The organism is Pseudobdellovibrionaceae bacterium, from assembly GCA_023954155.1.
Classification (GTDB): Bacteria; Bdellovibrionota; Bdellovibrionia; order Bdellovibrionales; family UBA1609; genus JAMLIO01.
The window spans coordinates 178,990-203,010 of sequence record JAMLIO010000001.1 but is presented as its reverse complement, the minus strand read 5'-3'; the positions used below and the strand labels follow the sequence as shown (position 1 = coordinate 203,010).

Genomic DNA, 24,021 nt, shown 5'->3' with positions numbered 1-24,021 from the left:
AAAGTCAATTTTGCGCAGCTCTGCATTTACACTCTCAAAAGAACTTGTGTTGTCTTTATGAGAGGACTTCATTTAGAATATTTGCGTATTCAACATGAGGAGATGTGGTGAAAACAAAGTTAAGTCTTATTGCATTTGCAGCAAGTGTCATTTTAACTGGGTGTTTAAATTCTGGAAAAAAGGTCACAGCAGAAAAACTATATGAAGGGTTATCTATCCCACAACAAAGAGAATTTCCTTTGAGCCAAAAGGTGGGAGCCTGTGAAGACTTCCATCAGTACGTGTGTTCTGAAGTTGAAAACGCATTTAAATTACCTGATGACAGAGAACGCTGGATATTTTCTTTTTCAGACAATGCAGAAAAACTGCTTCATGCTAAAAAGAAATTTTTTGAAAACATCAATGACTTTAAACCTAAAAATAAAAGAGGGCAGCAATTCAAAAGCACTTATACGGCTTGTATGAATACGGAAGAAGCAAGAAAAGAAGAGGTCGCTTATGTTAAAGAGGAAGTGGCTCTGTTAAGTAAAATCCAATCATGGGAAGAACTGGCTCAACTTTCTCAGGCTCGTGTGGATCAAGGTTTAGAGGCATTCACTTATTTTGGACCTATTGCCAACAAAGAAAATCCATTACTTAACGATGTGTTTATAGTTTCTGATATGCGAACACTTCCTGAGCGTAGTTATTATACAAAGGCTGACTTGATGTCAGAGTTTAAGAAAATTCTTATGGAATTTTTTACGACCATTGGTATGGACGATGTAGAAAAACGCGCCCAATTTGTTTTGGATTTTGAAAAGGCACTTGCGCTGAAGGCCCCTTTGCCCAGTGAGATCAGAGGACGTTTTGCTGAGAAAAGAGAAATTTCACGAGAAGACTTTTTAGCAAAATACCCTAACCTCATGTTTGAAAGAATGTTAGAGCAAGTCCCCGCAAATATTGTTCTCATAGATGTAGTCCCAGAGACCAACGAATTTATAAATAAAGCTTTAGCTGAATCACCTCTGGAGCAGCTTAAAAGCGTTTATGCGTTTCACAGCTTGGTGGATTATCTTGATGATTCCTATCCAGAATTTTTTCAAAAGTATTTTGATTTTAAGCATAAGTTTTTAGGAGGACCAGCGGTCAGATCAGAACGTCATGAGCGTTGTACTAAACTTGTGATGGGGCAGTTTGGTATGGAGTTGGATTATGAACTGTTAGATATCTTGTTTCCTCATTTTCCACAAGACCGTGCGATCAAAGTGGGTGAAACTGTCAGAGAAGCCATTATTAAAGGGCTTGAAAATAACACATGGCTTTCAGATTCCACAAAAGAAGAAGCCATTAAAAAGATTAAATTTGCTAAATTACACTTGGTAAAACCACTTAAGGATAAAGACTGGAACTTTATGCCCATTAAAAAGTACAGCGATACCGAAGTGTACGCCAATGCGAGACTCTATAAAAAGACTCGTATTGAAAAGGTCCTATCGGAACTTAAAGAACCTAGAAATCCAGACCGTTGGTGGATGTCGCCTCTTTATGTGAATGCGTACTATTCTTCGTCTGACAATAAATTTGTCTTGCCCCAAGGTATTCTACAGTTTCCTTTCTTTTCAGCAGATTTAAGTGACATCGAAAATATCGCTGCGATTGGAACAGTAGTAGGGCATGAGTTGGGCCATGGTATTGATGATAAAGGGTCAGACTATGACTTTGAGGGTAAGGTGCGAAAGTGGTTTACAGATGCAGACCTTAAAACATTTAAGAGTCGTGGAGCGAAGTTTATTAAACAATTTGATAAGATTGGACACGACGGTAAGCTGACTTTAGGTGAAAATATTGGAGATCATGTGGGGATCACCTTCTCTCATGATGCTGCGTTTGCAGGAGTGGAAAAGGCCTCTAAAGAAGACCAGCAAAAATTCTTTGTGGCTTATGCAAGGATGTGGTGTGGTGTTGCCACTCCATCTTATATTGAACGCCAACTTAAAACTGATCCTCATGCTTTAGGCAAAGAAAGAATCAACCAACAAGTGATCCACCACAACGGGTTTTATGAGGCCTTTGGATGCACACCTAAAGATAAAATGTATTTAGCACCAAAAGACAGAATACGAGTTTGGTAATTTTATTTTAGAGGTTCCATCCAACTAAAGATGTCGTCACTTTGACCCGATTGAATTTCGATCAGGTCATTGTAAAGCTCAGAGGCCAAACTATTTTCAAAGTCTTGTGTAAAGGCAATGTCCCACTCGCGGGCTCGAAGCTCACCAATAGGACTAATAATAGCGGCAGTACCAGTACCGAAGGCCTCTTTCAGTCGACCTGTTTGTTGTGCATGTCTGAGTTCTTCAATGCTGACCTTCTGCTCAGAGACCTTATACCCTTTGTGTTTGAGGAGCTGAATGGCAGCGTCTCTTACGCCGCCGCCAAGAATGGTGCCATCAAGTTCAGGGGTGATCACTCGGTCATCAATCACAAAGAAGACGTTCATGGTTCCTACCTCTTCAACAAATTTTCTGGTGACGTCTAACCATAGAACTTGTGAAAATCCATTCTGTTTGGCTTTCTGTGCGGCTTTCAGACTGCCTGCATAGTTTGCCGCCGCTTTGGTGTGGCCCAATCCACCTGGGGCTGCTCGTAAAAATTCATCTTCAACCCAAATTTTTACAGGAGACACTTTGTCGCCAAAGTAATTGCCAGCAGGAGAAAGAAGAACAAAGAAAAGATACTCTTGCGAAGGGCGTACACCGAGAAAGGGCTCTACGCCTATAAGCGTGGGGCGAATGTATAAAGAGCATCCCCTGGTCTGAGGAACCCAATCCTGATCTATTTTCACAAGTGCTTTGATCGCGTCTTGGAAAAGCTCTAGGGGTGGAGCTTGCAGACAAAGTCGTTCTGCTCCTATACACATTCTTTCCCAATTGAATTGAGTCCTAAAAAGTGACACGCTTCCGTCTTTTTGGCGAAAGGCCTTCATGCCTTCAAACAAAGCTTGCCCATAATGAAGAACAGAGGCGGCGGGGTGAAGCTCAAGATTTTTTACGGGAGTGATCTCAGCAGAGTACCACCCTTTGTCGTTATGATATTTTGCTAGAAACATGTGATCTGTAAAATGCTTACCAAAACCCAAGTTATCTTCAGAGGGCTTCTCCTTAAGGGTTTTGCTTTTGGTGATATGAATAGGAATTGTATTTTGAGGAGTAGATTCCGTCTTCATAAGAACTCCTTTTTGATAATTTACAGTCCTCCATGTAACACCCTTATTGGGGAGTGTGAACAGTTTTTCTTAGAGTTTTAATTTTAGTAAGATCCCCAACCAACCATATAAGGTCTTCGGCCTGTAATGTTGTAGAAGGGTTAGGGCTTAGGATGCGCGTGCCATCGCGCTCAAGGCCCACAATCAGTCCATTGGCGACTTCACGAATACCTGAATCACGAATGGTTTTACCTACAAATTGATCTTCATCGTGTAAGATCAGTGAGGTCAGGCCATAGCTCTTGTAATCTTCGGTAGATACAGTTTCTGGACGATATTCAATCTCTTTTACGGCATTGCTAAGTTGCTCTTCAGTTCCGATGAGAGAAAGCTTGTCATAGGGGAGAAGAATCTCGTTACCCAGAGGGGCAATGATCTTTGTTGAGCCTCGTTCAATCATCGTCACTGTAACACCATAATTTTCTTTAAGTTTTGAATTTTGCAAAGTCTTGGTGATCAGTGGTGAATGAGGTGAAAGTTCAAATGCTGAAAGTTCGATGTTCCAAGGTGCCAAATCAGGTGTTTTTGCTTTTTTAGCCAAAGCAATACGTTCGTGCTCAGTCAAATTAGACAGGAATCGGGCTTCAATCTTTTTATAGAGAGGTTCAGAAAATTTACTCAGCAAGGCCGCTGCGACCACAAAACCTAGCAGCACAAAACCAGGAATGGTGGCAAGGGATGTAAAGTTGGAAACTATAAAAGCAATCAGAATGCCACCAACTGTCAGTCTGACGATAAAAAATCCAACCTGAAGTTTATTCAGTTTATCCACCATTTCTGGGCCGTATTGACTTAAATCTTTGGGTTGGCGAAGCACAATCGCCCATAAGAAGGGTCCCACCATCACAAGTGTCAACAAACATAACCATAAATTTACGGGTTCAATAAAACTCATATTAAGGCTGTGCAAATAAGGATAAAGAATTTTGCTGCTCAACAAAGTTGCAGCAATCACAAGCACGAGATTCATTAAAATCAAAACGCCATAAGACTTCCAAATGACTTTTAAAAAACTAGTGTCATTGCTTGAGGTGGACATAATGGCTTCGTACCTTTTCAAAGCCACTTGGACTCTTTTGGGTAGGCGACCCTCTACCCAATCAGACAAAGGTTCTGAAAATTTAATGGTGTAGGGTGTAGTGAAAGTTGTGACAGCAGATACAGCAATGGTAATAGGATAAATAAAATCACTTGTAACATTTAATGATTTACCGAGCATGGCGATCAAAAACGAAAATTCCCCGATTTGCGCAAGACTCATGCCTGCTTGAATGGAAGTTTTCAAACTTCTACCAGAAACTAAAGCCCCAAAACCAGAGCTGACTAATTTTCCAAAAATGGTGATGAGTGTAAGTAAAATGATCACCCAAAAGTGCTCAACCAGTATGGCAGGATCAATAAGCATTCCGACAGAAACAAAAAAGACCGCCGAAAAAAGATCTTTTACGGGTAAGATGATCTTTTCAATGCGATGACCTTCTTGGGTTTCCGCAAACAGAGAACCCATAACAAAGGCTCCAAGAGCTGCCGAGAAACCCACTTCTGTTGCAATGAAAACCATCATAAAACACAAGCCAATGGCTACGACAAGAATGGTTTCATTGGAGAGGTAGCTGCGGATTTTTGTTAGAAGTGTAGGGAGCAGATAAATACCAAGTAAAAACCAGAGAGCTAAAAAGAAAGCGAATTTACTAGAGGTGAAAAGAAGTTCTGATCCAGATAGTGATTGCGTGATGGCAATGGAGGACAGGAAGACTAAAAGTAGAATGGATATTAAATCTTCAACAATGAGCACGCCAAAAGTGAGAGTGACAAAGTTCTTGCCTTTGAGACCCAGTTCTTCAAAAGCCTTCACAATGATGGTTGTGGAAGATACAGATAAGACCGCTCCCATAAATAAGCTGTCCATTTGGCTCCACCCGAGCAATTGCCCCACACTGTATCCTAAGGCTATCATAAAGACCACTTCAGAGAGCGCAGACATGGATGCGCTCTTTCCCACCTGTCCCAGCTTTTTAAAACTAAACTCCAATCCAAGCCCAAAAAGCATAAAAATAACGCCGATCTCGGCCCAAATTGAAATGTTCTCAGTGCCCTTAACGGTAGGAAGCCAATTAAAGTGTGGACCTACTAAAAAGCCAGCAATCAAATAACCGAGAACGATGGGTTGCTTGAGGCGGCTGAATAAGATGGTTACAACAGCTGCGGCCACAAGTATAAGTGCCAAATCTTGAACCAGTGCCAGGTCGTGTACGGGTGCGGAAGAGTGCATAAATCACCTCAAGTTTGAGAACTTTTTTAGAGACTAAATAAATTAACATTTATCAAAAATATTGTCATTAAATTACTAGTGTGTTGATATAAAGCCTGTAACTATTGAGTTCAAAAAATAAATACAATTAAAGTCCAAGTAGACTGAGTTAAAATATACGGAGGAAAAGTGGGCATTCTAAAAGAGTTTAAAGAATTTGCGGTTCGTGGAAATGTGATTGATATGGCTGTCGGTATTATTATAGGTACTGCATTTACGGGCATTGTGAAATCACTTGTTGATGGTGTGATTATGCCACCATTAGGACTATTACTCGGTGGAGTGGACTTTTCACAACTCTTCATAAATTTATCTGAGACAGAATATTCTACTCTAGCTGAAGCCGCAGCGGCGGGTGCGCCAGTATTGCAGTACGGTGCTTTTATTCAAACTGTGGTAGACTTTACGATTGTAGCGATTGCGGTATTTATGATGGTCAAAGCCATTAACTCTTTAAAGAAAAAAGAAGAAGCGGCTCCAGCTGCACCTGCTGCGACACCAGAAGACATTATCCTGTTAAGAGAAATTCGCGACAGCTTAAAGAAATAAGACTCCCTTTTGGCATAGACATAAATCTATAAAAAGGTGAGGAGACACTATGAAACTGTGGTTTAATTTTTTCTTAAAAGGACTTTTGGTCGTTGCACCCATCAGTATCAGTGTGTACTGCATTGTTCTGATCGTTGTTTTTGTGGAAAAGCTGATCCAGCAAGGTATCTCTAAACTCTTTGTTATAGATTTTCAATTTCCAGGCCTTGGGATTCTGTTTGCGATCATCTTGATCACGGTCATTGGCATGGTGATGCACACTCTTGTGGCGCAAAAGCTCTATGGGCTTTTGCAGCAGGTCATCGCCAAGCTTCCAGTGCTAAAGACCATCTATTTTGCCATAGAAGATTTTATGGGATTCTTTGCAGATCAATCCTCAGAATCTACAAATAAAAAAGTGGTCCTAGTGGATCTAGCTGAAGACTTAGTTGTCATTGGGATCATCACTAACGAAAATCCAGAACATGTAGTGCATGAGGCAGTATCAGGAAAAATTGCTGTCTATTTACCTATGAGTTATCAAATTGGTGGATACACGATCTTTGTCGATAAATCCAAATTGCGAGAAACAGACTTGAGCGTTGAGGATGGAATGAAATTGTCAATGACAGCTTGGATGAAGAAAACCCCTTAGGCAGGAGAGCAAAGGTTATGAAGGTCGGAATTTTAACAAGTGGTGGTGATGCTCCAGGAATGAACGCCGCAATACGGGCTTGTGTAAGATCGTTGATCGAATTTGGACACACACCTGTTGGAATTAAAAGAGGGTATCAGGGCCTTATTGATCAAGATTTCACAGAGATGAACCTAAGATCAGTGGCCAATATCATTCACAGAGGGGGTACCATTTTAAAGACGTCTAGGTACGAAGACTTTAGAAAGTCATCTGTGAGAAAACAAGGCGTTAAAAATTTGCAGACCGCACGTATTGATCGCCTTATTGTGATCGGTGGGAACGGAAGTTATTTGGGAGCTAAAGCCTTATACGATGAACATGGTGTGATTTCATGTGGAATTCCTGGAACGATTGATAACGATGTTAGCGGCACAGACGAAACCATTGGTTTTGATACGGCCTTAAATACAGCTATTGAAGCCATTGATAAAATCAGAGACACAGCCAATTCACATGAAAGGCTATTCTTAGTCGAAGTTATGGGAAGGGATTGTGATGATTTACCTTTAGCTGTTTCACTAGCGTGTGGGGCAGAGTATCCTTTGATCTATAAATCTGCCAATGACCTTAAAAAAGTGCATCAAAAGATTCAGCAAGGTTTAAAGAAAGGAAAAAAATCAAGCATCATTGTAGTGGCTGAAAATTCAAAAGTGGATGCCATTGAACTTTTAAAAAAATCACTTAAAAATGAACAGTTGGATTTTCGCTCCTGCATACTTGGTCACATCCAGCGTGGGGGTGCCCCAATGGCCAAAGACAGGATTCTTGCAAGCCGTATGGGATACGTAGCTTCTGAACACATTGGTCAAATTAAAAAATTCAGTTGTGTGATTTCAGACAGCATAGATATACACGTTAAATCTTACGATGAATGTTTAAAAATAAAACGTCATAGCCTAGAATCATATAGAACCTTAAACGAAATTCTGGCTAAGTAATAAAAAAAAGATCCCCAGTATGACTGAGGATCTCTTTTAATAAAATTCATCTTTAGTACAAAAGAAATTTTTATTCACGGGCTCCAAAATCTCTTAAATTGTTTTAGAGTGCCCATTGTCCCAATTATTTTGGAACGTCTTTGAAAGAAATCAGCTGCGCCCCAGTCTCCACATTGTCGCCAACTTTAACAAAAATTCTATCCACGATCGCTTCTTTGGAGGCGCGCATTTCGTTTTCCATTTTCATGGCTTCCATAATCAAAAGTGGATCATCAGGATTTACACGATCACCTTCTTTGACAAGAATATTAACGATCTTTCCTGGCATACCTGCTTTTAAGTTTCCTTGTGCACCAATTCCACCGCGACCACGGATGCTTTCTCTTAAAAGAATCTCATCGTTCACAATAGAAACTGTTCGGTGCGAACCACGAGTGTAGACCTCATAATCGGTTCCGTATTTTACAGTATCAAGAATGTAGGAGACATTGTCCATAAGCAGACTGATGTGCCCGTCTTTAGCTACAGTAAAGTAGCGTCGATCAAAGACTCGTTCTACCCATATCTCTTCTTGATCAGGAACGAGAGTTCCGTCTTTTTGAGTTTCAATTTTACAATATTTAACAACCCAAGCGGAACGGTTCTCTTCTACAATGACTTTGTATGCAGATTCATCGTTTATTTTTGCTTCGAAATACATCTTAATATCTCCTCATCATGCTCTTCATGCGTGCACTGATGCGCCACTTTTTACCTTGTTTAAGATCAATGATTCGACGACCTTTACTTTCTTTATAGGCAGTGATGGCCGCAGCAATGAGAAAGATTTCGTCATCCACAAATTTAAAAAATGTTTTAGAGGCAGAAGGGATCAGTTCTTTATCGACAAACTGTGTGGTGTAGCTGCCATTTAAAAACTTCTCATGATCTAAAATGTTTTTATGTAGAATGACGTTGGTCTTAATACCTGCAACAGCAAATTCAGCCAGAGCACGCTTAAGTCTTTCAATACACTGTTCGCGCGTAGGACCCCAAACGATAAGTTTGGCAATCATCGGATCGTAATAGATAGAGATGTCGGCCCCCGAATAAATATAACCATCAAAGCGGATAAAAGGACCTTCTGGAATACGGCAACGAACAATTTTGCCTGCACTAGGTAAGAACGTGCTAGGGTCCTCAGCGCACAGTCTCAGTTCAATAGAATGACCCTTCTGACGAATGTCCTCTTGTTTCATACTCAGTGGAAGACCGTGAGCGACACGAATCTGTTCTTTGACAAGGTCTAAACCAGTCACTTCTTCGGTGACGGGATGTTCAACCTGCAAACGTGTGTTCATTTCCATAAAGAAAAATTCTTTTGTGGTGTTATCAAAAATAAATTCGATAGTTCCAGCACCAACATAGTTGATGGACTTAGCGGCATTCACAGCCACTTCGCCCATGCGTTTACGAACATCATCAGGAACAGAAATACTTGGGGATTCTTCAATGATCTTTTGGTGTCGTCTTTGAATGGAACATTCGCGATCATACAAGTGAACTACGTTTCCGTGGGTGTCCCCAAAGACTTGAATTTCAATGTGTTTGGGGTTTTGAATGAATCTTTCGATAAAAACGGTGTCATCGTTAAAGTAGTTTTTTCCTTCTGACTGAGCCGCCCTAAAAGCACTGGCTAATTCTTTAGGTTCGTGCACCACACGAATCCCTTTTCCACCGCCACCTGCAGAGGCTTTGATCATAACGGGGTACCCAATTTCTTTGGCCGCGGCTTCAGCTTCAGCCACGTTTTGTATAGCACCACTGCCAGGAACAACAGGCACGTCGGCCTTTTTCATCAGCTCACGCGCGCCCAGTTTGTCTCCCATAGCATCAATGTTTTCAGGTGTGGCCCCGATAAAAGTGATGCCTGCTTTACGAAGAGCTTCAGCAAAAGCCTTGGATTCACTTAAAAATCCGTACCCAGGGTGAACGGCTTCAGCCCCAGATTTTTGAGCTACATCAATGATTTTATCTATACGCAAATAAGATTCCGCACTTGGTGCAGGACCAATTTCATAAGCTTCATCAGCAAGCAGAACGTGTAAGCTATTTCTGTCGGCCTCGCTATAGATACATACCGTTTCAATTCCTAATTCACGACAGGCACGAGTGATTCGGATAGCAATCTCGCCTCGGTTTGCAATGAGTATTTTTTTAAACATAACGACCTCAATATTCCCTTATTCAATTAAAGCGGAATGCTTCCGTGTTTTTTGCTTGGATTAGACCCTGATTTATTCACAAGCATTTCTAAAGATTCAATAAGACGTACGCGTGTAAGTTCAGGTTCAATCACTTCGTCAATATAACCTAATTCTGCCGCGACATAAGGATTACTAAATTTAGATTCATATTCTTTAATGATGTTTTGCTTTGTGGTTTCAGGATCAGAAGCCCCTGTAATCTCACGGCGGAAAATGATATTTACTGCACCCTCAGCGCCCATCACAGCAATCTCAGCATTGGGGTAAGCCAAATTGATATCGGCACCAATATGTTTAGATGCCATAACGATATAAGCACCACCATAGGCCTTGCGTGTGATCAGTGTGATCTTAGGCACTGTGGCTTCAGAATACGCATAAACTAATTTTGCACCATGAGTGATGATGGCATTCCATTCTTGTTCGGTACCAGGTAAAAACCCAGGGACATCAACAAAGTTAATCAAAGGAATGTTAAAGGCATCACAAAAACGGATAAAGCGTGCAGCTTTTCGGCTGGCCTCAATATTTAAACATCCTGCAAGCACTTGAGGTTGGTTGGCAATAATACCCACACTTCGGCCATTAAGACGACTAAAGCCCACGACGATATTTTCTGCATAATGGGGTTGGACTTCAAAGAAGTATTCGTCATCAACAACCTTACGGATCAGCTCTTTCATGTCGTAAGGTTTTTTTGCACTGTCAGGAATAAGTTTAACTAACTCAGGAATTTCGCGATCCGTGCGATCAGAAGTCAGCGCACGGGGAGCATCGTCCATATTGTTACTGGGGATAAAGGAAATCAGCTCGCGAATTAACAGTAAAAGGTGTTTGTCGTTCTCTGCGGCAAAATGTGCAACACCAGATTTGGTGTTATGTGTGCTTGCCCCACCAAGGTCTTCTTTGGTTACTTCTTCATGAGTTACAGTTTTAATTACATCAGGACCCGTTACAAACATATAACTTGAGTCTTTAACCATAAAGATGAAATCCGTAAGTGCAGGACTGTACACTGCACCACCCGCACACGGACCCATGATGGCAGAAATTTGTGGAACCACACCAGAGTATCTCGTGTTTCTTAAAAAGATATCTCCATATCCGCCAAGGGCTTCAACGCCTTCTTGAATGCGGGCACCACCAGAATCATTCAGACCAATAACAGGAGCCCCGTTTTGGGCGGCAAGGTCCATGATCTTACAGATTTTATTTGCAGTCGTGCGGCTCATACTTCCACCGTAAACGGTGAAGTCTTGTGAATACACATAGACCAGTCGGCCACTGATGCGTCCATATCCTGTGATGATTCCATCGCCAGGTTGGTGGCTTTTTTCCATTCCAAAGTTTGTGCATCTGTGAGTCACAAAACGATCAAGTTCAACAAAAGACCCTGGGTCAAGCAAGACATCTAAACGCTCCCTGGCTGTCAGACGCCCGCCTTGCTTGTGCTTGGCGACACGATCGTCACCACCACCTGCGAGGGCATTTTGATTTCTTTTATTTAATTCGGACATGGGAGTTGTTTCCATATAACCTCTCAATGTTAGTCATCTTTAAAAAATTTAAATTAGGGGTAACTTCTGCCGTACAGTCTTGGGAAGGGGATGGTCTCGCGAACATGGGGTAAACCACAAATCCACGCCACACATCTTTCAATCCCCATTCCAAATCCAGAATGAGGAACAGAGCCGTATTTTCTAAGGTCCAAGTACCAAGCAAAATCCTTTTCATCCAAACCATGTTCTTTAATCTTTTGAATCAGAACATCATAGGACTCTTCACGTTGGCCACCACCAATCAATTCACCATAGCCTTCTGTGGCTAATAGATCGCAGCTCAAGGACTCGTCAGAGTTTTCGGCATCTTCTTTCATATAAAAAGCCTTAATGGCTTTGGGATAGTTGTAAACAAAAACAGGCTTATCAAATTTAGAGCTGATGATCGTTTCATCTGGAGCCCCAAAGTCATCCCCAATCACAAACTCAGGGTTTTCTTTTTTGATGATTTGAGCGGCTTCTTTATAATGCACTCTTGGGAAAGGTCCTTTGATCACTTCTAATTTGCTTAAGTCGCGCTCTAGAATAGTCAGCTCGTCTTTTCTGTTGTGTAATGTTCTTTGGACGACATACTCCACAAAATCTTCTGCCAAGTCCATGTTGTCTTTAAGGTCATTAAAAGCTACTTCAGGTTCTACCATCCAAAACTCAATGAGGTGACGACGAGTTTTAGACTTTTCTGCACGGAATGTTGGGCCAAAGCAATACACTTTACCCAAGGCCATGGCTGTGGCCTCGGCGTACAGTTGACCACTTTGTGAAAGATAAGCTTTGTCATCAAAATATTGTGTTTCAAATAATGTAGAGGTCCCCTCGCACGCACTGGGTGTAAAGATCGGTGAGTCCGCAAGGACAAAGCCTCTGTCGTCAAAGTAAGAGCGAACCGCATTGATGATTTCCGAACGTACTCTAAGGATGGCCATTTGGCGTTTTGAGCGTAACCACAGATGACGGTGATTCATCAAAAAGTCAGTTCCATGATCTTTAGGGGTAATGGGATAATCCACAGAAGGGGAAATAAATGTATAAGTGGTGGCTTGAAGTTCATATCCACCAGGGCTGCGCGGTTCTTCGCGTACAACACCCTCAACTTCTAAAGCACACTCTTGGGTGAGCTCTTTGAAATTTTCTAGAGACTTAGCATCAGAGTTTTCTTGGGAAAAGATACACTGACAAAATCCAGTTCCATCGCGCACCACTAAAAACTTCACTTTACCTGAAGAGCGAGTGCGTGCTGCCCAACCTTTTAAACGGACTGTTTGACCAACATGAGATTTTAAATCTTCGATATATACGCGAGCCATATTCCCTCTCAAAAAACACACAATAGCCCCATATTTGTGAGGGTATCAACAAAATCTTATCGGGGGTGCGTTATGGTTGGGGCTGAGGCAAAAGTTGCAGTGATGAGAGGTGCAAATAGGAGCTTTTTAGGTCCATTATGTTCATTTCTGCTGTGGGATTTGCAACACTTGAGCCGTGGGTCAGAGCATAGGATAGGGTATGCAAAGCTACATCGGGAAAAGCTGACTTTAAAAGCGCGGCCCCACCTGCTGCAATGGCAGAGGCCAAACTTGTGCCTGACTCGACAACAAGCTCGTGATTCAGACCCAGCGTTGGTACATCTTGGCTAGGCGCAAAAAGATTCACAAGCCCCCCGTAATTGGCTCGTCCAGGGATCTCCAAATTGCGGTTAATGCCAGACACCACCACCATTGTGGGAATATTAAACGAAGCAGGAAAATCAGGTTTATGGGTCAAATTTTTTGCACTGTCACCTGCGGAAGTGACAAAAAGAATGCTGTTTGTCCAGACTTCAAAAAGCTTATTTTCTAATAAAGCCGAGCAGTTGTCAGACCCGCCCCAGCTGGCGTTGATGATGTCCACCTTCTGGCTGATGGCGTAGTCGAGGCCTTTTAAAATTGTAGAAAGATCGGTGACTCTTGTGTCACGAGCAAAAATTTTAACAGGCAGTAGCTCTGCTTGAGGGGCAAGGCCTCCTTCAAAGGTCTCTCCGTTAAAGGCTTGGCTTTCGGGGGCCGCAATCAGGGCGCTGACCATAGTTCCGTGGCCGTTATAGTCTTGGACATCGGTATTACTCTCAGCAAAGTTATAGCCTTTAAAATCAGAGTCACTGCGAGCCAGAAGATTTTGAAAAGCGGCGGATCTTAAATCAATACCTGTATCTAAAACAGCGATTTTAACCCCTTGCCCGAAGTATCCATGATGGGTCAAAAATTCAGAGCGAGTGAGGGCTTTAACCCAAGGCTGGGTGGTGGCTTTCTCAAAAGTACGACGTCTCTGGAACTTAGAAAGTTCGTTGTGATGAGTAAATTTAAAATTCAAACCATACTGTTCGATCTGTTCTTCCATAGGTTGAACCACATCGTTAAAAAAGGTTTGAGCATCCTCGGCTTTGACGGTTCTGTATGTGGATTCGTGCTTAAATTTTACAATAAATTCATTTGAAACCAGTTTGTTTTTACAAGTTTCGCTGAGTCGACTGGTATCTAGTGTAGCTTCAATTGGACCTTGACAGGCAGACAATAAGAGGGCGGAAATAGCGGCTATGGGAAATAAAAAATTATTTATATATCTTCGGAAATAGGCTTCTGACGTAGTGTTTGGCGACTTTGACTTTTTATAAAAAAACAAGTTTTTCATGGCCCTCCTTGGCCTTCTTTCAAGTCTAGTCGATACTTTTAACAAATTCCAATAAGAATTTGGAAAATTGTTTCTCTACACGCCCTGCCACCTCTTGGACCTCATGGTGACTGAGCTTTAGTCCAGTGATACCTGCGGCCATATTTGTAATACAGCTCAGCCCTGCAACGCGCAGCCCCAGGTGGTTTGCGGCGATCACCTCAGGCACGGTGGACATGCCTACCGCCGATCCACCGACCATTTTTAAGAACTTGATTTCAGCAGGGGTTTCATAAGTGGGACCTGTGACCCCACAGTAAACGCCCTTATGGTATCTGATATCGAGTTCACCAAAAAGCTCTTCCATAGTAGCGATCAATTCGGGATTGTAAGCATAAGTCATGTCAGGAAAACGGGGGCCGTACTTTTCAATGTTGGGTCCCTTAAGAGGATGATCTCCAAAAAGGTTAATATGATCGGTGATGATCATAAAATCTCCTGCTTGCATCTTTTCATCCATTCCACCCGCAGAATTGGTCAAAATCAAAGAGTGTATACCCAGCAAAGCCATAACACGAGTAGGGAAGACCACATCTTGCATGGAATAGCCCTCATAGTAATGGATGCGCCCTTGCATGGCGATAACGGGGACATCCCCGATATGACCTATGATCAATTGCCCCTTATGCCCTTCCACAGTGGTTTTGGGGAAGTTTGGAATATCCGAGAAGGGAATGGCCGTGTCGACAGTGATACTATTGGCCACGGAGTTGAGCCCTGAACCTAAGGTGATACCGACTCGAGGTTTGACAGACGTCTTGGATTTAATGAGCTTTACGGCTTCGTCTATTTTCTCAATGATTTCTAGCATATTTGACCTCAACAATTTCTGAGTTTTGAGTTGTAAGTACACGGCAAACAGTTTCTATTTTTGGAGGAGCAGTTCGGCTCACCATAAACCCCTTTTTGAGGTTTTGTAGACAGTTGTTCAATCTGGTTTCGTCGTTAAAATAAATTTTAAATAAGGGTTCGCCTTTTTTGATTTCATCGCCTTCTTTTTTATAGCAATAAAAACCGACGTGGGGGTCGATGACATCTTCCATAGTTTGTCTGCCTGCGCCTAAAAGTACGGCAGCCATTCCGATCTCTTTGACATCCGTGTAGTGCATGAACCCTTCTGATTCTGCTGTAAGCAGAGTCTCTTGGGCCTGGATATTAAAATCTTTGAGTGAGCCGTGTTGGTTGATCACAATACTTTCAAAGAAAGAATACACCTCACCGCTTTCAAGCTTTTCGCGGCAAAGCTTAAGGGCACTATCAAGATTGTGACGTTCGTCCACGCTGACGATCATTAAAGCAGATAACAGAATGCTGAGTTCATAATTGTCAGAAAACTCGTCTTTATAACGAGAGGGCTCTTGCATGATCTGCACACATTCTAAAACTTCTAAACGGTTGCCAACATATCTGCCAAGGGGTTGATCCATAGATGTAAGAGCAGCAAAAGTTTTAATTTGGCTTTTGTCAGCAATTTGCAAAAGACGTGTAGCAAGGGCCGTGCATTGTTCTAGGGAAGTCATAAAAGCCCCACTGCCAAATTTCACATCAAGCGCAAGCCCGCTTAAACCTTCAGAAATTTTTTTACTCATAATACTTGAACAAATCAGAGGAATATTGGCCACGGTGTGTGTGGCGTCTCTAAGGGCGTAGAGTTTTTTATCAGCAGGGCAGATCTCTGTAGTTTGTCCAATAAAACAAATATTTTTAGATACCACCTCTTCATGAAATTGAGGAAGGGGGAGTTGAGTTTTAAATCCTGGGATACTTTCCAACTTATCGAGAGTGCCTCCCGTGTGTCCCAATCCACGTCCACTGATCATGGGCACTTTGTAACCCAAGGAGGCCACAAGTGGGCCGATGATCAGACTGGTTTTATCACCCACGCCACCTGTGCTGTGCTTATCAACGGCCTTAAAATCCCAAGTCATAGTATGACCTGTTTCTCGAATGGCTTTGGTAAGGTGAAAGGTCTCTTCCACAGTCAGTGGGTTGAGAAACACTGTCGCAAGCCACGCCGAAAGTTGATAGTCAGGGAGCTTTCCTTCGGCGTAAGAATGAATCAGCCATTCAATCTGCTCTGCAGTCAAAGGCTTGTGTTGTTGTGAAGTGGAGAGAATGTCAAAAATATTCATGATAATGTTTTGGTCTTCTGATTTTCAGATTGCAAAAAGATATTTACACTTTCAGAGCAACCAATTCTTGAAACACCAAGGCCGATGTACTCTTGTGCTTGTTCATAAGTTTTAATACCCCCGCTGGCTTTGATCTTTACCCTTCCTCCAACAACGGAAAGCATAGTTTTTACAGCCGAGATTTGTGCTCCCACCTCATAAAAGCCTGTAGAGGTTTTTACAAAGTCGAGTTCTGCGTCCAAAGCAAGGCGGCACAGTTGCTCAATTTCATCTGTATTCAGAGCGCCTGTTTCAAGAATCACTTTGATCACTGAGTCAGGAGCTGAAGTTCTTAATACATTGAACTCGCGTTTGATCAGATCAAACTTTTGTGATTTCACCCAAGAAAGGTTGGTTACAAAATCAATTTCATGAGCCCCAGATTTTACGGCATGAAGCGTTTCCGAAGCTTTGCTTTCAGTTTCCGTATATCCCCAAGGAAAACCCACAACGGTAGCAATCTTAACGTTGCTTCCTTGTAGAACGCCCTTGCAGTGCTTGATCCAAGAGGAGGGAACACAGATGGCGTAAAAGTTATATTCTTTGGCTTCTTCTGCTAGCTGAGTGTATTGGGCTTCATGGGCAAAAGGTTTTAATAAGGTATGGTCAATATAGTTATTTATAGTCATGGGGGACATCATAGAAAAAAGAGGATGAATATACAAATCCATCCTCTACTTCATGATGCAAACTTAAAAACTCTAAGAGGCCATTTGGAATAGGGTTGGCTTTCGGCCCATACCCACTAAAGTTTCAGTGGCTTGGTCTTTGGTGATCATGCCAGCTCTAACAAGTTGCAGTAAATGTTGTTCAAGGGGTAACATGCCCAGCTTTAAGTTGGTCTGCATTACAGATGGAATTTGATAGTTTTTGCCTTCACGGATCAAGTTAGCGACCGCGCTGTTATTGATCAGAACTTCTACGGCTCCCACACGACCAGTTCCATCAGCCTTTTTAAGCAGGGTCTGCGAAATTACACCCCTTAAAGACTCACTTAACATAGATTGGATTTGTTTTTGCTGTCCTGCGGGGAAAACGTCAACAATACGATCCAAAGTTTTGGCGGCACTGTTTGTGTGAAGTGTTCCGAAAACCACGTGTCCTGTTTCTGCGGCTGTGATGGCAAGCTGAATGGTTTCTAAGTCCCTCATCTCCCCAACCAGAATGACATCTGGATCTTCACGAAGTGCGGCTTTAAGCGCGTTGGCAAAAGACTGTGTATGGCTGGAAACTTCACGTTGGTTCACCAAAGACTTTTGGTTGGCGTGCACGAATTCGATGGGATCTTCCACCGTAAGAATATGTTTTTGTTCTTTTTGGTTAATATAGTTAATAAGAGCAGCCAGAGTGGTTGATTTACCAGAACCTGTAGGACCAGTAACAAGGATCAAACCCTTATCCACAGCGGCTAGATCATATAAAGAGGGGGGCAGGTTGAGTTTTTCTAGTGGCAAAATCTTAGTAGGAATTTGACGAAACACAGCCGCCAAACCGTTTTTTTGCATAAAGATGTTACATCTAAAACGACCTAAGCCCTTGATTTCATAAGCACAATCTAGTTCCCAGTTTTCGATAAACTCTTTGCGTTGTTTTTCGGTGATGATTTCAAAAATTAGATTTTTTAAATCGTCATGGGTCAGTGGTGCAGAGTTTGAGCGGATCATGTCCCCATGAATTCTAAAATAAGGGGGGCTTCCTGCGGATAAGTGCAAATCCGAAGCGCCTTCATCCATCATAACTTTAAATAAACCATCTATTTGTGCCATAAAAATTCTCCTAGAAAGCTCATCGGTAAACTCTGTAAGACCTTAATAAACATAAGGTCTAAAAGTTTTTTAATAGGTCATGACCTCAACTTAAGGCTATGTTAGATAAAGAGGCGGAGGTTCATTTTGAGTTCAAAAATTATGATCAACGTAAGGCCTAACCAAACTAGAGTGGCCTATTTAGAAAATGAAAACCTAATAGACTTTCAAATTGAAAAGACCAGATCGCCAACGCTTGTGGGTTCGGTCTTTCGTGGTAAGGTCATGCGAGTGCTTCCTGGGATGCAAGCGGCATTTGTAGACATTGGTCTGGACCGCGCAGCGTTCCTCTATGTGGGTGACATTCGTGTGGACCAAGAGACCGCCAACCAGCTTGAGATTGATGAAGACGAGGGCGATCCTGTTGCTGCGTCTACAGATAAAACTCAAAACGCTGTAGAAGAAACCGTAACCGCGATCCAAGCAGAAACCACTAGAATCCCTATTCAAGATTTGATCAAAGAGGGGCAGCATGTTTTGTGTCAAGTGGCCAAAGACCCTTTAGGGACAAAAGGCGCAAGGATCACCACGCATATTTCTTTACCAGGTAGAACTTTGGTGTATATGCCGACAGTTCCTCACTTTGGTGTATCCAAAAAAATTGAAGACGAAGAGGAAAAAAACAGACTCCGAAGTTTAATCACAAAGATCAAACCCAAAGGGGGTGTGATCATTAGAACAGCTGGCGAAGGGGTTTCTGAAGAGTCATTGCGTTCAGATCTTGAGTATTTGGGACGGGTATGGAAAGAAGTGCAAAAGAGTTACGAAAAAAGAAAAACTCCTGGGCAAATCCATAAGGAACCTGATCTGGAAATACGGGCTTTGCGTGATTTTTTAAATCAGGATGTTACCGACGTCTTAATTGATGACAAAAAAACTTACCGTAAAGTTTTAAACTTTGTAACACAGTTTTTGCCTAAATATAAAAATATTATTAAATTATACGAAGGCACCCATCCCATGTTTGATCTTTACAACATCGACTTGGAAATTACGAGGTCTTTAGACAGAAAAATATGGCTCAAGTCAGGTGGATATTTGGTTTTTGATGAGGCCGAAGCTTTAGTGGTTGTGGACGTGAACACGGGTAAATATGTGGGAAAAAAGGACATTGACGAAACCATCTTGCAAACCAATATGGAAGCAGTCAAAGAGATCGCCCACCAGCTTAGGATTAGAAATTGTGGTGGGATTATCATTATTGATTTGATTGATATGTCTAAAGAAGCTCACCGTGAACAGGTGCTCAACTTGTTGATTGAAGAGTTAAAACTAGATCGTGCTAAGACCACAGTGACGGCGATTTCTGGTTTAGGCCTAGTGGAAATGACAAGAAAAAGAATCCGACCCAGTCTCACCTCCACACTGTGTGAACCCTGTGGATACTGTGAAGGAACAGGATACATCAAACGCCCAATGACAGTGGCTAGCGAAATTTTTCGGTCCCTAGAGCGTCAACGTGAAGGATTTGACCAAAATAAAATGGCCATCGTGAAGTGCCACTCTGATGTGGCGGATTGGGTTTATGAAGAGGAATCTGACAGTTTGGATGATGTGGAAAATCGCATCGCAGCCCCTATTGTCTTTAAGGTGGAGCCTAAATTCCATATTGAAGAGTACGCGATTGATATCGTAGACAAATAACCTGCAGCGCAGGACTATAATGCTCTTCCTATGAGTGCTACAATTTCAGAGAGCACACCTTAGTCTGGGGTTAGACTTTGGTGGTCACAAAGCGAGTCTAGATAGCAGCAGACTGGCTCAATGAGTTTAGCTTTTTCGCCGAAAACTAAGAGATGGGAATAAAGGGTCTAGTTGCCTTTTTAGGTTTTTTAATGACGTTCAATTTTCAGATTGCACATGCTGATATGTGGGATCAGGGATATGTGGACTCCGAACCTGCGTTTTTGAATTGCGGTAGAGCGTGCATTGGCTCTCCAGAAATTCAAGCCTACCTTTACACCGATTATCAAGTGCAACAAAGAGGGATTTACATCGAACAAGAAGGTGCGGACCTTTTTAGAGCGCAGATCCCGTGGTCGACTTCCAGACGTAAATGGCTGCGTAAATTTGGTCGCAGTTTATACAGACACAATAACGCCTATTCTGTGGCTGCATTTAGAATCGGAATCCTCATTCAAGAAGAAGACAAGTCAGCGCATTCGGCAATTTGGCGCGAGGTACGAAAGCCGCTCTTATACTCACTCAGAAACCAGATCACCACCACACTGAAAAAGCGCAAGGGAAGCTTGAGTGCGTGGGCTGTCGAGCAAGGGATTGATATCGGGGCGTCTATGGCGGGTTTGGACAGTAACGGTCGTGGACAGGATGTGATTGATAGTGACGAGATCACCGACAAATCACCGTATAAAACTAGCTTCAGCGTAAGGCTTGACCCTTGGAAGGGACGTTACGGGTTTCGTACAAAAGCGCAGATATTCAGAGGGCTTAGAGACCCTCACGTTCTTCAGTTTTCCTACTACTACTGCGAGAGCAGTTGGGGCCTTGGCGACAGGGTTTGTGCCTACTTGCATCAATACCAAGTGGGCTGGGGTTATAGGTACCGTCGAACAGGGCGCGATATTTCTTTCCATATTTCTGTCTATTATGAAGGCAAAAGTTTAAATCCTGATGCCTATATGGCGGATGGTGAGTACTATGAATTTAAGCCTTGGGGCTTTCAAACCCGTCTAAGAATGGCCATTTAAAGAGGCAAAAAAGCTCAATGTTTAGGCCTAAAATTCTCACATAAACTGTAATAAATATAAGCACTTATTTTTTCATAATGATTGACAGAAAGCCTTAAAGCATGGCACTTCTAGCCCTTTAGTGGAGGTTGAACTATGTACGCGATCGTACGCGCTGGTGGAAAACAGTATAAAGTTAAAGCAGGCGATGTTTTTAAAGTTGAGAAGATGGACAAAGAAGTGGGTTCAGAGTTTGACCTTACTGAAGTTCTTTTTATTGGTGGCGAAAAAGTTTTAGTAGGTGTTCCTAATATTGAAAACGCTCTTGTAAAAGTGGTTGTTTCCAAACAAGCGAAGGCTCCTAAAATTGTCGTATTAAAGAAAAAGCGTCGTCAAGGTTACAGAAAACTTCAAGGTCACAGACAATCATTTACAGAGTTATTTGTAAAAGAGATCGCAGCACCAGGTTTAACAAGCAAAGCGGACAAAGAGCCAAAGCTTTACACAGTTGAAGCCGTAGCTGCGGCAAAGAAAGCGAAAGCTGAAGGCGCAACTGAGAAGAAAGCCGTAAAAAAATCCGCAAGCAAAAAGACGGCAAAGAAGACAGCTAAAAAAGTAGCTAAGAAGACAACAACTAAAAAAACAACTGCTAAGAAATCGACTTCTAAAAAGAAGGCGACTAAAAAGGCTTCCAAATAAGAGGTGAATCATGGCATCGAAAAAAGCAGCGGGTAGTACTAAGAACGGAAGAGACTCCCAGAGTAAAAGATTAGGTGTTAAGCGATTTGGTGGACAAAACGTAAAGCCAGGTACGATCATCGTTCGTCAAAGAGGAACTCAGTTCCATGCTGGTAACAATGTGAAGCTTGGACGCGATTACACTATTTTTTCTTTGATTGATGGTCAGGTGAAGTTTGAGAGATTGGATAAAAGACGCATGAAAGTGAGTGTGTATCCAGCTCAAATAGCAGCATCTTAAAGTCTGCGGACACTAAGTCCCAAAAGTAAAATATGTCTCAAGGAAAATTTGTAGACCATGTGGTCATTCATCTTAAATCAGGAAGAGGTGGCCCAGGTAGCATAAGCTTCAGAAGAGAAGCGAAGGTTCCAAGAGGCGGCCCAGATGGCGGCGACGGAGGACGTGGCGGCCATATTTTTTTTAAAGCAGCTCCTCATAAAAGATCACTTCTGGATCAAAAATTTAAGAAACATTACGAAGCTCAATCGGGTGCCCATGGTGAAGGTCAAAATCGCTCGGGTAAAAACGGCGAGGATCTTATTATCGAGATTCCTCCAGGAACAATGATCATCAATCATCAAACCGAAGAGCTGATTAAAGATATGCAAGAAAACGAAGAGTTTATGATTCTTAAAGGTGGTCTTGGTGGTAAGGGCAACTCCTTTTACAAGTCCAGCGTGCATCAGGCGCCAGAGATTGCCCAAAAAGGAATGCCTGCGGAAGAACTTGAAGTACGCCTAGAGTTAAAACTGTTAGCGGATGTGGGCCTAATTGGTTTTCCTAATGTGGGAAAATCAACATTGATTTCTGTACTTTCTGCTGCAAAACCAGAAATTGCGAATTACCCGTTTACTACACTGACGCCTAATTTGGGTGTGGTTCAAGCTGCTGAAAGTTCTTATATCATTGCCGATATTCCAGGTTTGATTCCTGGGGCTCATCAGGGCGTGGGTTTGGGTCTTGAATTTTTACGACATATCGAAAGAACAAAAGTGTTTGTTCACCTCATTGATGTCGATCCTTTTAACGGAAGAGATCCCATCGAAGATTTTAAACAGATCAATTTTGAACTCGAGCAGTATGACAAAGATAATAAGAGTAAGTTTGGCCTGTTGCCTTTGTCACAGCGTCCTCAAATCATAGTATTCAACAAATGGGATTTGTTAGATGAAGAAAAGAGGGCGTACTTTTTAGATTCCTTCGAGCGGCAATTAGGACAAGATGTTTTGCCGATTTCTGCCTATACTGGATATGGACTTGAAGTGCTGAGGCAAAAGCTATTAAATGTAGTTTTTAGTGATAGAACACAAGACGAAGATATTTTAAACCCTGAGGGAGAGAGTCAGTGAGTCGAATAGGGATTTTTGGGGGAACGTTTAACCCCATTCATGCAGGTCATGTGAACAGCATGGTAGAGGTTCAGAAAAAATTAAATCTCGACGAAGTAAAGGTCATTCCTGCCTATCAAAGTCCTGGCCGAGAACTTATAGAATCCCCAACACCAGAACAGCGTTTAGAAATGGTAGAACTGGGTTTAAAAGATCAATATGATTTTCTAGAAATTGATTCACGCGAAATTGAAAGACAAGGTACGAGCTACACGATTGACACTCTTAAGTCGCTCATGACGCAAGAAGGGGCAGGGGATTCAGAGTACTTTATCATTATTGGATTGGATCAGTTTGGTTCTTTTGATACGTGGAAAGACTTTAAGGATATTTTGAGTTCAGCAAATCTAATTGTCACTTCCAGAATGGGATATCAGTTTCCACTCAGTAAAAAAGATTTTCCTGAAGGTCTGCAAAGCCAGGTGGCGGAATTTGATGGATATCAATGTCTGCTGACTTCTGGGAAGTGGATTCATTTTGTAAGGCTGAATGATATTGATATTTCTTCTACTGAAGTCAGAAGAAAACTTAAAATTGGTCAATCCACAGATAAATATCTGGCTTTAGCCGTAGAAAATTACATTCATAATAACGGGCTTTATGATATCGCAGCACCTAAAATTGAAGACTTTAAAAAATTCGCTCTGGAAGTTGCGGAATTACTAGATCAAAAGGGAGCACTCAACACTCTGGCTTTTGATTTTACGGCAACTAAAGAATATATCGTTGAGTACTCCATTGTATGCTCTGCGAGCAACAAACGCCAATCTGGGGCTCTGGCTGATCATGTTTTAAATAATATGAAAGAAAAATACAATGTTCGTCCTATAGGTATGGATGGCAAAGAGGACGGACGTTGGATTGTTGTGGATTATGGCGGCCTTATCATTCATATTTTTTATGACTTTGTCAGACAAGAGTATCTACTTGAGCAGCTTTGGAAAGGCGCTAAAAAGTTAGATTACAAGGTCACCGAAGAAACCTCTAAAACCTCAAATTAGT

Annotated in this window: 21 protein-coding genes; 10 read left to right on the top strand and 11 right to left on the bottom strand. The window is 42.0% G+C overall.

The window, feature by feature from the left end; translation table 11 throughout:
- The first annotated feature begins 107 nt into the window (after positions 1 to 107).
- The gene (locus tag M9899_00890; GenBank protein ID MCO5112710.1) at positions 108 to 2,114 is read left to right on the top strand and encodes a M13 family metallopeptidase; all 2,007 of its coding nucleotides are present in this window, start codon (positions 108 to 110) and stop codon (positions 2,112 to 2,114) included.
- Positions 2,115 to 2,116: 2 nt separating this feature from the next.
- Here the strand turns inward: M9899_00890 and M9899_00885 are convergent, their stop codons facing one another.
- Together M9899_00885 and M9899_00880 are read right to left on the bottom strand one after the other, a co-directional pair.
- Positions 2,117 to 3,208: a branched-chain amino acid aminotransferase gene (locus M9899_00885; protein ID MCO5112709.1), complete on the bottom strand. Its 1,092-nt coding sequence runs from the start codon at positions 3,206 to 3,208 to the stop codon at positions 2,117 to 2,119.
- 43 nt (positions 3,209 to 3,251) lie between these two features.
- The gene (locus tag M9899_00880; protein ID MCO5112708.1) at positions 3,252 to 5,519 is read right to left on the bottom strand and encodes a cation:proton antiporter; all 2,268 of its coding nucleotides are present in this window, start codon (positions 5,517 to 5,519) and stop codon (positions 3,252 to 3,254) included.
- A gap of 168 nt (positions 5,520 to 5,687) precedes the next feature.
- Between M9899_00880 and mscL the strand changes: the two genes are divergently transcribed.
- From mscL to M9899_00865, 3 genes are read left to right on the top strand one after another with little or no spacing between them, the layout of a single operon-like run.
- A complete protein-coding gene (gene mscL, locus M9899_00875; GenBank protein ID MCO5112707.1) occupies positions 5,688 to 6,107 on the top strand; it encodes a large conductance mechanosensitive channel protein MscL in 420 nt (139 codons plus the stop codon).
- Positions 6,108 to 6,156: 49 nt separating this feature from the next.
- A complete protein-coding gene (locus M9899_00870) occupies positions 6,157 to 6,741 on the top strand; it encodes a DUF502 domain-containing protein (protein MCO5112706.1) in 585 nt (194 codons plus the stop codon).
- 17 nt (positions 6,742 to 6,758) lie between these two features.
- Complete coding sequence (locus M9899_00865; protein MCO5112705.1) at positions 6,759 to 7,721, top strand: 6-phosphofructokinase; 963 nt, start codon at positions 6,759 to 6,761, stop codon at positions 7,719 to 7,721.
- Positions 7,722 to 7,845: 124 nt separating this feature from the next.
- Here the strand turns inward: M9899_00865 and M9899_00860 are convergent, their stop codons facing one another.
- From M9899_00860 to M9899_00820, 9 genes are all read right to left on the bottom strand, one after another.
- The gene (locus M9899_00860; protein MCO5112704.1) at positions 7,846 to 8,421 is read right to left on the bottom strand and encodes an acetyl-CoA carboxylase biotin carboxyl carrier protein subunit; all 576 of its coding nucleotides are present in this window, start codon (positions 8,419 to 8,421) and stop codon (positions 7,846 to 7,848) included.
- Between the two features lies 1 nt (position 8,422).
- A complete protein-coding gene (gene accC, locus M9899_00855) occupies positions 8,423 to 9,925 on the bottom strand; it encodes an acetyl-CoA carboxylase biotin carboxylase subunit (protein MCO5112703.1) in 1,503 nt (500 codons plus the stop codon).
- A gap of 26 nt (positions 9,926 to 9,951) precedes the next feature.
- On the bottom strand, positions 9,952 to 11,499 hold the full coding sequence (locus M9899_00850; GenBank protein ID MCO5112702.1) for an acyl-CoA carboxylase subunit beta: 1,548 nt from the start codon (positions 11,497 to 11,499) through the stop codon (positions 9,952 to 9,954).
- A 38-nt stretch (positions 11,500 to 11,537) separates the two neighbouring features.
- The gene (gene asnS, locus M9899_00845; protein ID MCO5112701.1) at positions 11,538 to 12,830 is read right to left on the bottom strand and encodes an asparagine--tRNA ligase; all 1,293 of its coding nucleotides are present in this window, start codon (positions 12,828 to 12,830) and stop codon (positions 11,538 to 11,540) included.
- A gap of 70 nt (positions 12,831 to 12,900) precedes the next feature.
- Positions 12,901 to 14,190, bottom strand: a complete 1,290-nt coding sequence (locus M9899_00840; GenBank protein ID MCO5112700.1) for a S8 family serine peptidase — start codon at positions 14,188 to 14,190, stop codon at positions 12,901 to 12,903.
- 25 nt (positions 14,191 to 14,215) lie between these two features.
- Positions 14,216 to 15,040, bottom strand: a complete 825-nt coding sequence (locus M9899_00835; GenBank protein ID MCO5112699.1) for a purine-nucleoside phosphorylase — start codon at positions 15,038 to 15,040, stop codon at positions 14,216 to 14,218.
- A complete protein-coding gene (locus M9899_00830; protein ID MCO5112698.1) occupies positions 15,024 to 16,361 on the bottom strand; it encodes a thymidine phosphorylase in 1,338 nt (445 codons plus the stop codon). The genes M9899_00835 and M9899_00830 overlap by 17 nt, the downstream gene beginning before the upstream one ends.
- Entirely contained in the window at positions 16,358 to 17,071 is a 714-nt protein-coding gene (gene deoC / locus M9899_00825; GenBank protein MCO5112697.1) for a deoxyribose-phosphate aldolase, read from the bottom strand. Before deoC ends, M9899_00830 begins: the two co-directional genes overlap by 4 nt.
- A 30-nt stretch (positions 17,072 to 17,101) precedes the next feature.
- A complete protein-coding gene (locus M9899_00820) occupies positions 17,102 to 18,166 on the bottom strand; it encodes a type IV pilus twitching motility protein PilT (protein ID MCO5112696.1) in 1,065 nt (354 codons plus the stop codon).
- Between the two features lie 126 nt (positions 18,167 to 18,292).
- Here M9899_00820 and M9899_00815 point away from each other — a divergent pair, with 126 nt between their 5' ends.
- The 6 genes from M9899_00815 to nadD all read left to right on the top strand — a co-directional run bounded on the left by M9899_00815 (position 18,293) and on the right by nadD (position 24,020).
- Positions 18,293 to 19,849: an Rne/Rng family ribonuclease gene (locus tag M9899_00815; GenBank protein ID MCO5112695.1), complete on the top strand. Its 1,557-nt coding sequence runs from the start codon at positions 18,293 to 18,295 to the stop codon at positions 19,847 to 19,849.
- A 191-nt stretch (positions 19,850 to 20,040) separates the two neighbouring features.
- A complete protein-coding gene (locus M9899_00810; protein ID MCO5112694.1) occupies positions 20,041 to 20,913 on the top strand; it encodes a hypothetical protein in 873 nt (290 codons plus the stop codon).
- A 135-nt stretch (positions 20,914 to 21,048) separates the two neighbouring features.
- Positions 21,049 to 21,591: a 50S ribosomal protein L21 gene (gene rplU, locus M9899_00805; protein MCO5112693.1), complete on the top strand. Its 543-nt coding sequence runs from the start codon at positions 21,049 to 21,051 to the stop codon at positions 21,589 to 21,591.
- 10 nt (positions 21,592 to 21,601) lie between these two features.
- Entirely contained in the window at positions 21,602 to 21,871 is a 270-nt protein-coding gene (rpmA, locus tag M9899_00800) for a 50S ribosomal protein L27 (GenBank protein ID MCO5112692.1), read from the top strand.
- 32 nt (positions 21,872 to 21,903) lie between these two features.
- Positions 21,904 to 22,980 (top strand): GTPase ObgE, encoded by a 1,077-nt coding sequence (gene obgE / locus M9899_00795; GenBank protein ID MCO5112691.1) that lies wholly within the window; start codon positions 21,904 to 21,906, stop codon positions 22,978 to 22,980.
- Entirely contained in the window at positions 22,977 to 24,020 is a 1,044-nt protein-coding gene (gene nadD / locus M9899_00790) for a nicotinate (nicotinamide) nucleotide adenylyltransferase (protein MCO5112690.1), read from the top strand. The genes obgE and nadD overlap by 4 nt, the downstream gene beginning before the upstream one ends.
- Position 24,021 lies beyond the last annotated feature (1 nt).

Coding starts and splice junctions, on each gene's coding strand:
- obgE (MCO5112691.1), top strand. CDS start 21,904: ATGTCTCAAGGAAAATTTGTAGACCATGTGGTCATTCATCTTAAATCA.
- M9899_00840 (MCO5112700.1), bottom strand. CDS start 14,190: ATGAAAAACTTGTTTTTTTATAAAAAGTCAAAGTCGCCAAACACTACG.
- M9899_00860 (MCO5112704.1), bottom strand. CDS start 8,421: ATGTATTTCGAAGCAAAAATAAACGATGAATCTGCATACAAAGTCATT.
- M9899_00820 (MCO5112696.1), bottom strand. CDS start 18,166: ATGGCACAAATAGATGGTTTATTTAAAGTTATGATGGATGAAGGCGCT.
- M9899_00830 (MCO5112698.1), bottom strand. CDS start 16,361: ATGAATATTTTTGACATTCTCTCCACTTCACAACAACACAAGCCTTTG.
- asnS (MCO5112701.1), bottom strand. CDS start 12,830: ATGGCTCGCGTATATATCGAAGATTTAAAATCTCATGTTGGTCAAACA.
- M9899_00880 (MCO5112708.1), bottom strand. CDS start 5,519: ATGCACTCTTCCGCACCCGTACACGACCTGGCACTGGTTCAAGATTTG.
- deoC (MCO5112697.1), bottom strand. CDS start 17,071: ATGGATTTGTATATTCATCCTCTTTTTTCTATGATGTCCCCCATGACT.
- rpmA (MCO5112692.1), top strand. CDS start 21,602: ATGGCATCGAAAAAAGCAGCGGGTAGTACTAAGAACGGAAGAGACTCC.
- accC (MCO5112703.1), bottom strand. CDS start 9,925: ATGTTTAAAAAAATACTCATTGCAAACCGAGGCGAGATTGCTATCCGA.
- M9899_00870 (MCO5112706.1), top strand. CDS start 6,157: ATGAAACTGTGGTTTAATTTTTTCTTAAAAGGACTTTTGGTCGTTGCA.
- M9899_00850 (MCO5112702.1), bottom strand. CDS start 11,499: ATGGAAACAACTCCCATGTCCGAATTAAATAAAAGAAATCAAAATGCC.
- M9899_00885 (MCO5112709.1), bottom strand. CDS start 3,208: ATGAAGACGGAATCTACTCCTCAAAATACAATTCCTATTCATATCACC.
- M9899_00810 (MCO5112694.1), top strand. CDS start 20,041: ATGACGTTCAATTTTCAGATTGCACATGCTGATATGTGGGATCAGGGA.
- rplU (MCO5112693.1), top strand. CDS start 21,049: ATGTACGCGATCGTACGCGCTGGTGGAAAACAGTATAAAGTTAAAGCA.
- M9899_00835 (MCO5112699.1), bottom strand. CDS start 15,040: ATGCTAGAAATCATTGAGAAAATAGACGAAGCCGTAAAGCTCATTAAA.
- M9899_00865 (MCO5112705.1), top strand. CDS start 6,759: ATGAAGGTCGGAATTTTAACAAGTGGTGGTGATGCTCCAGGAATGAAC.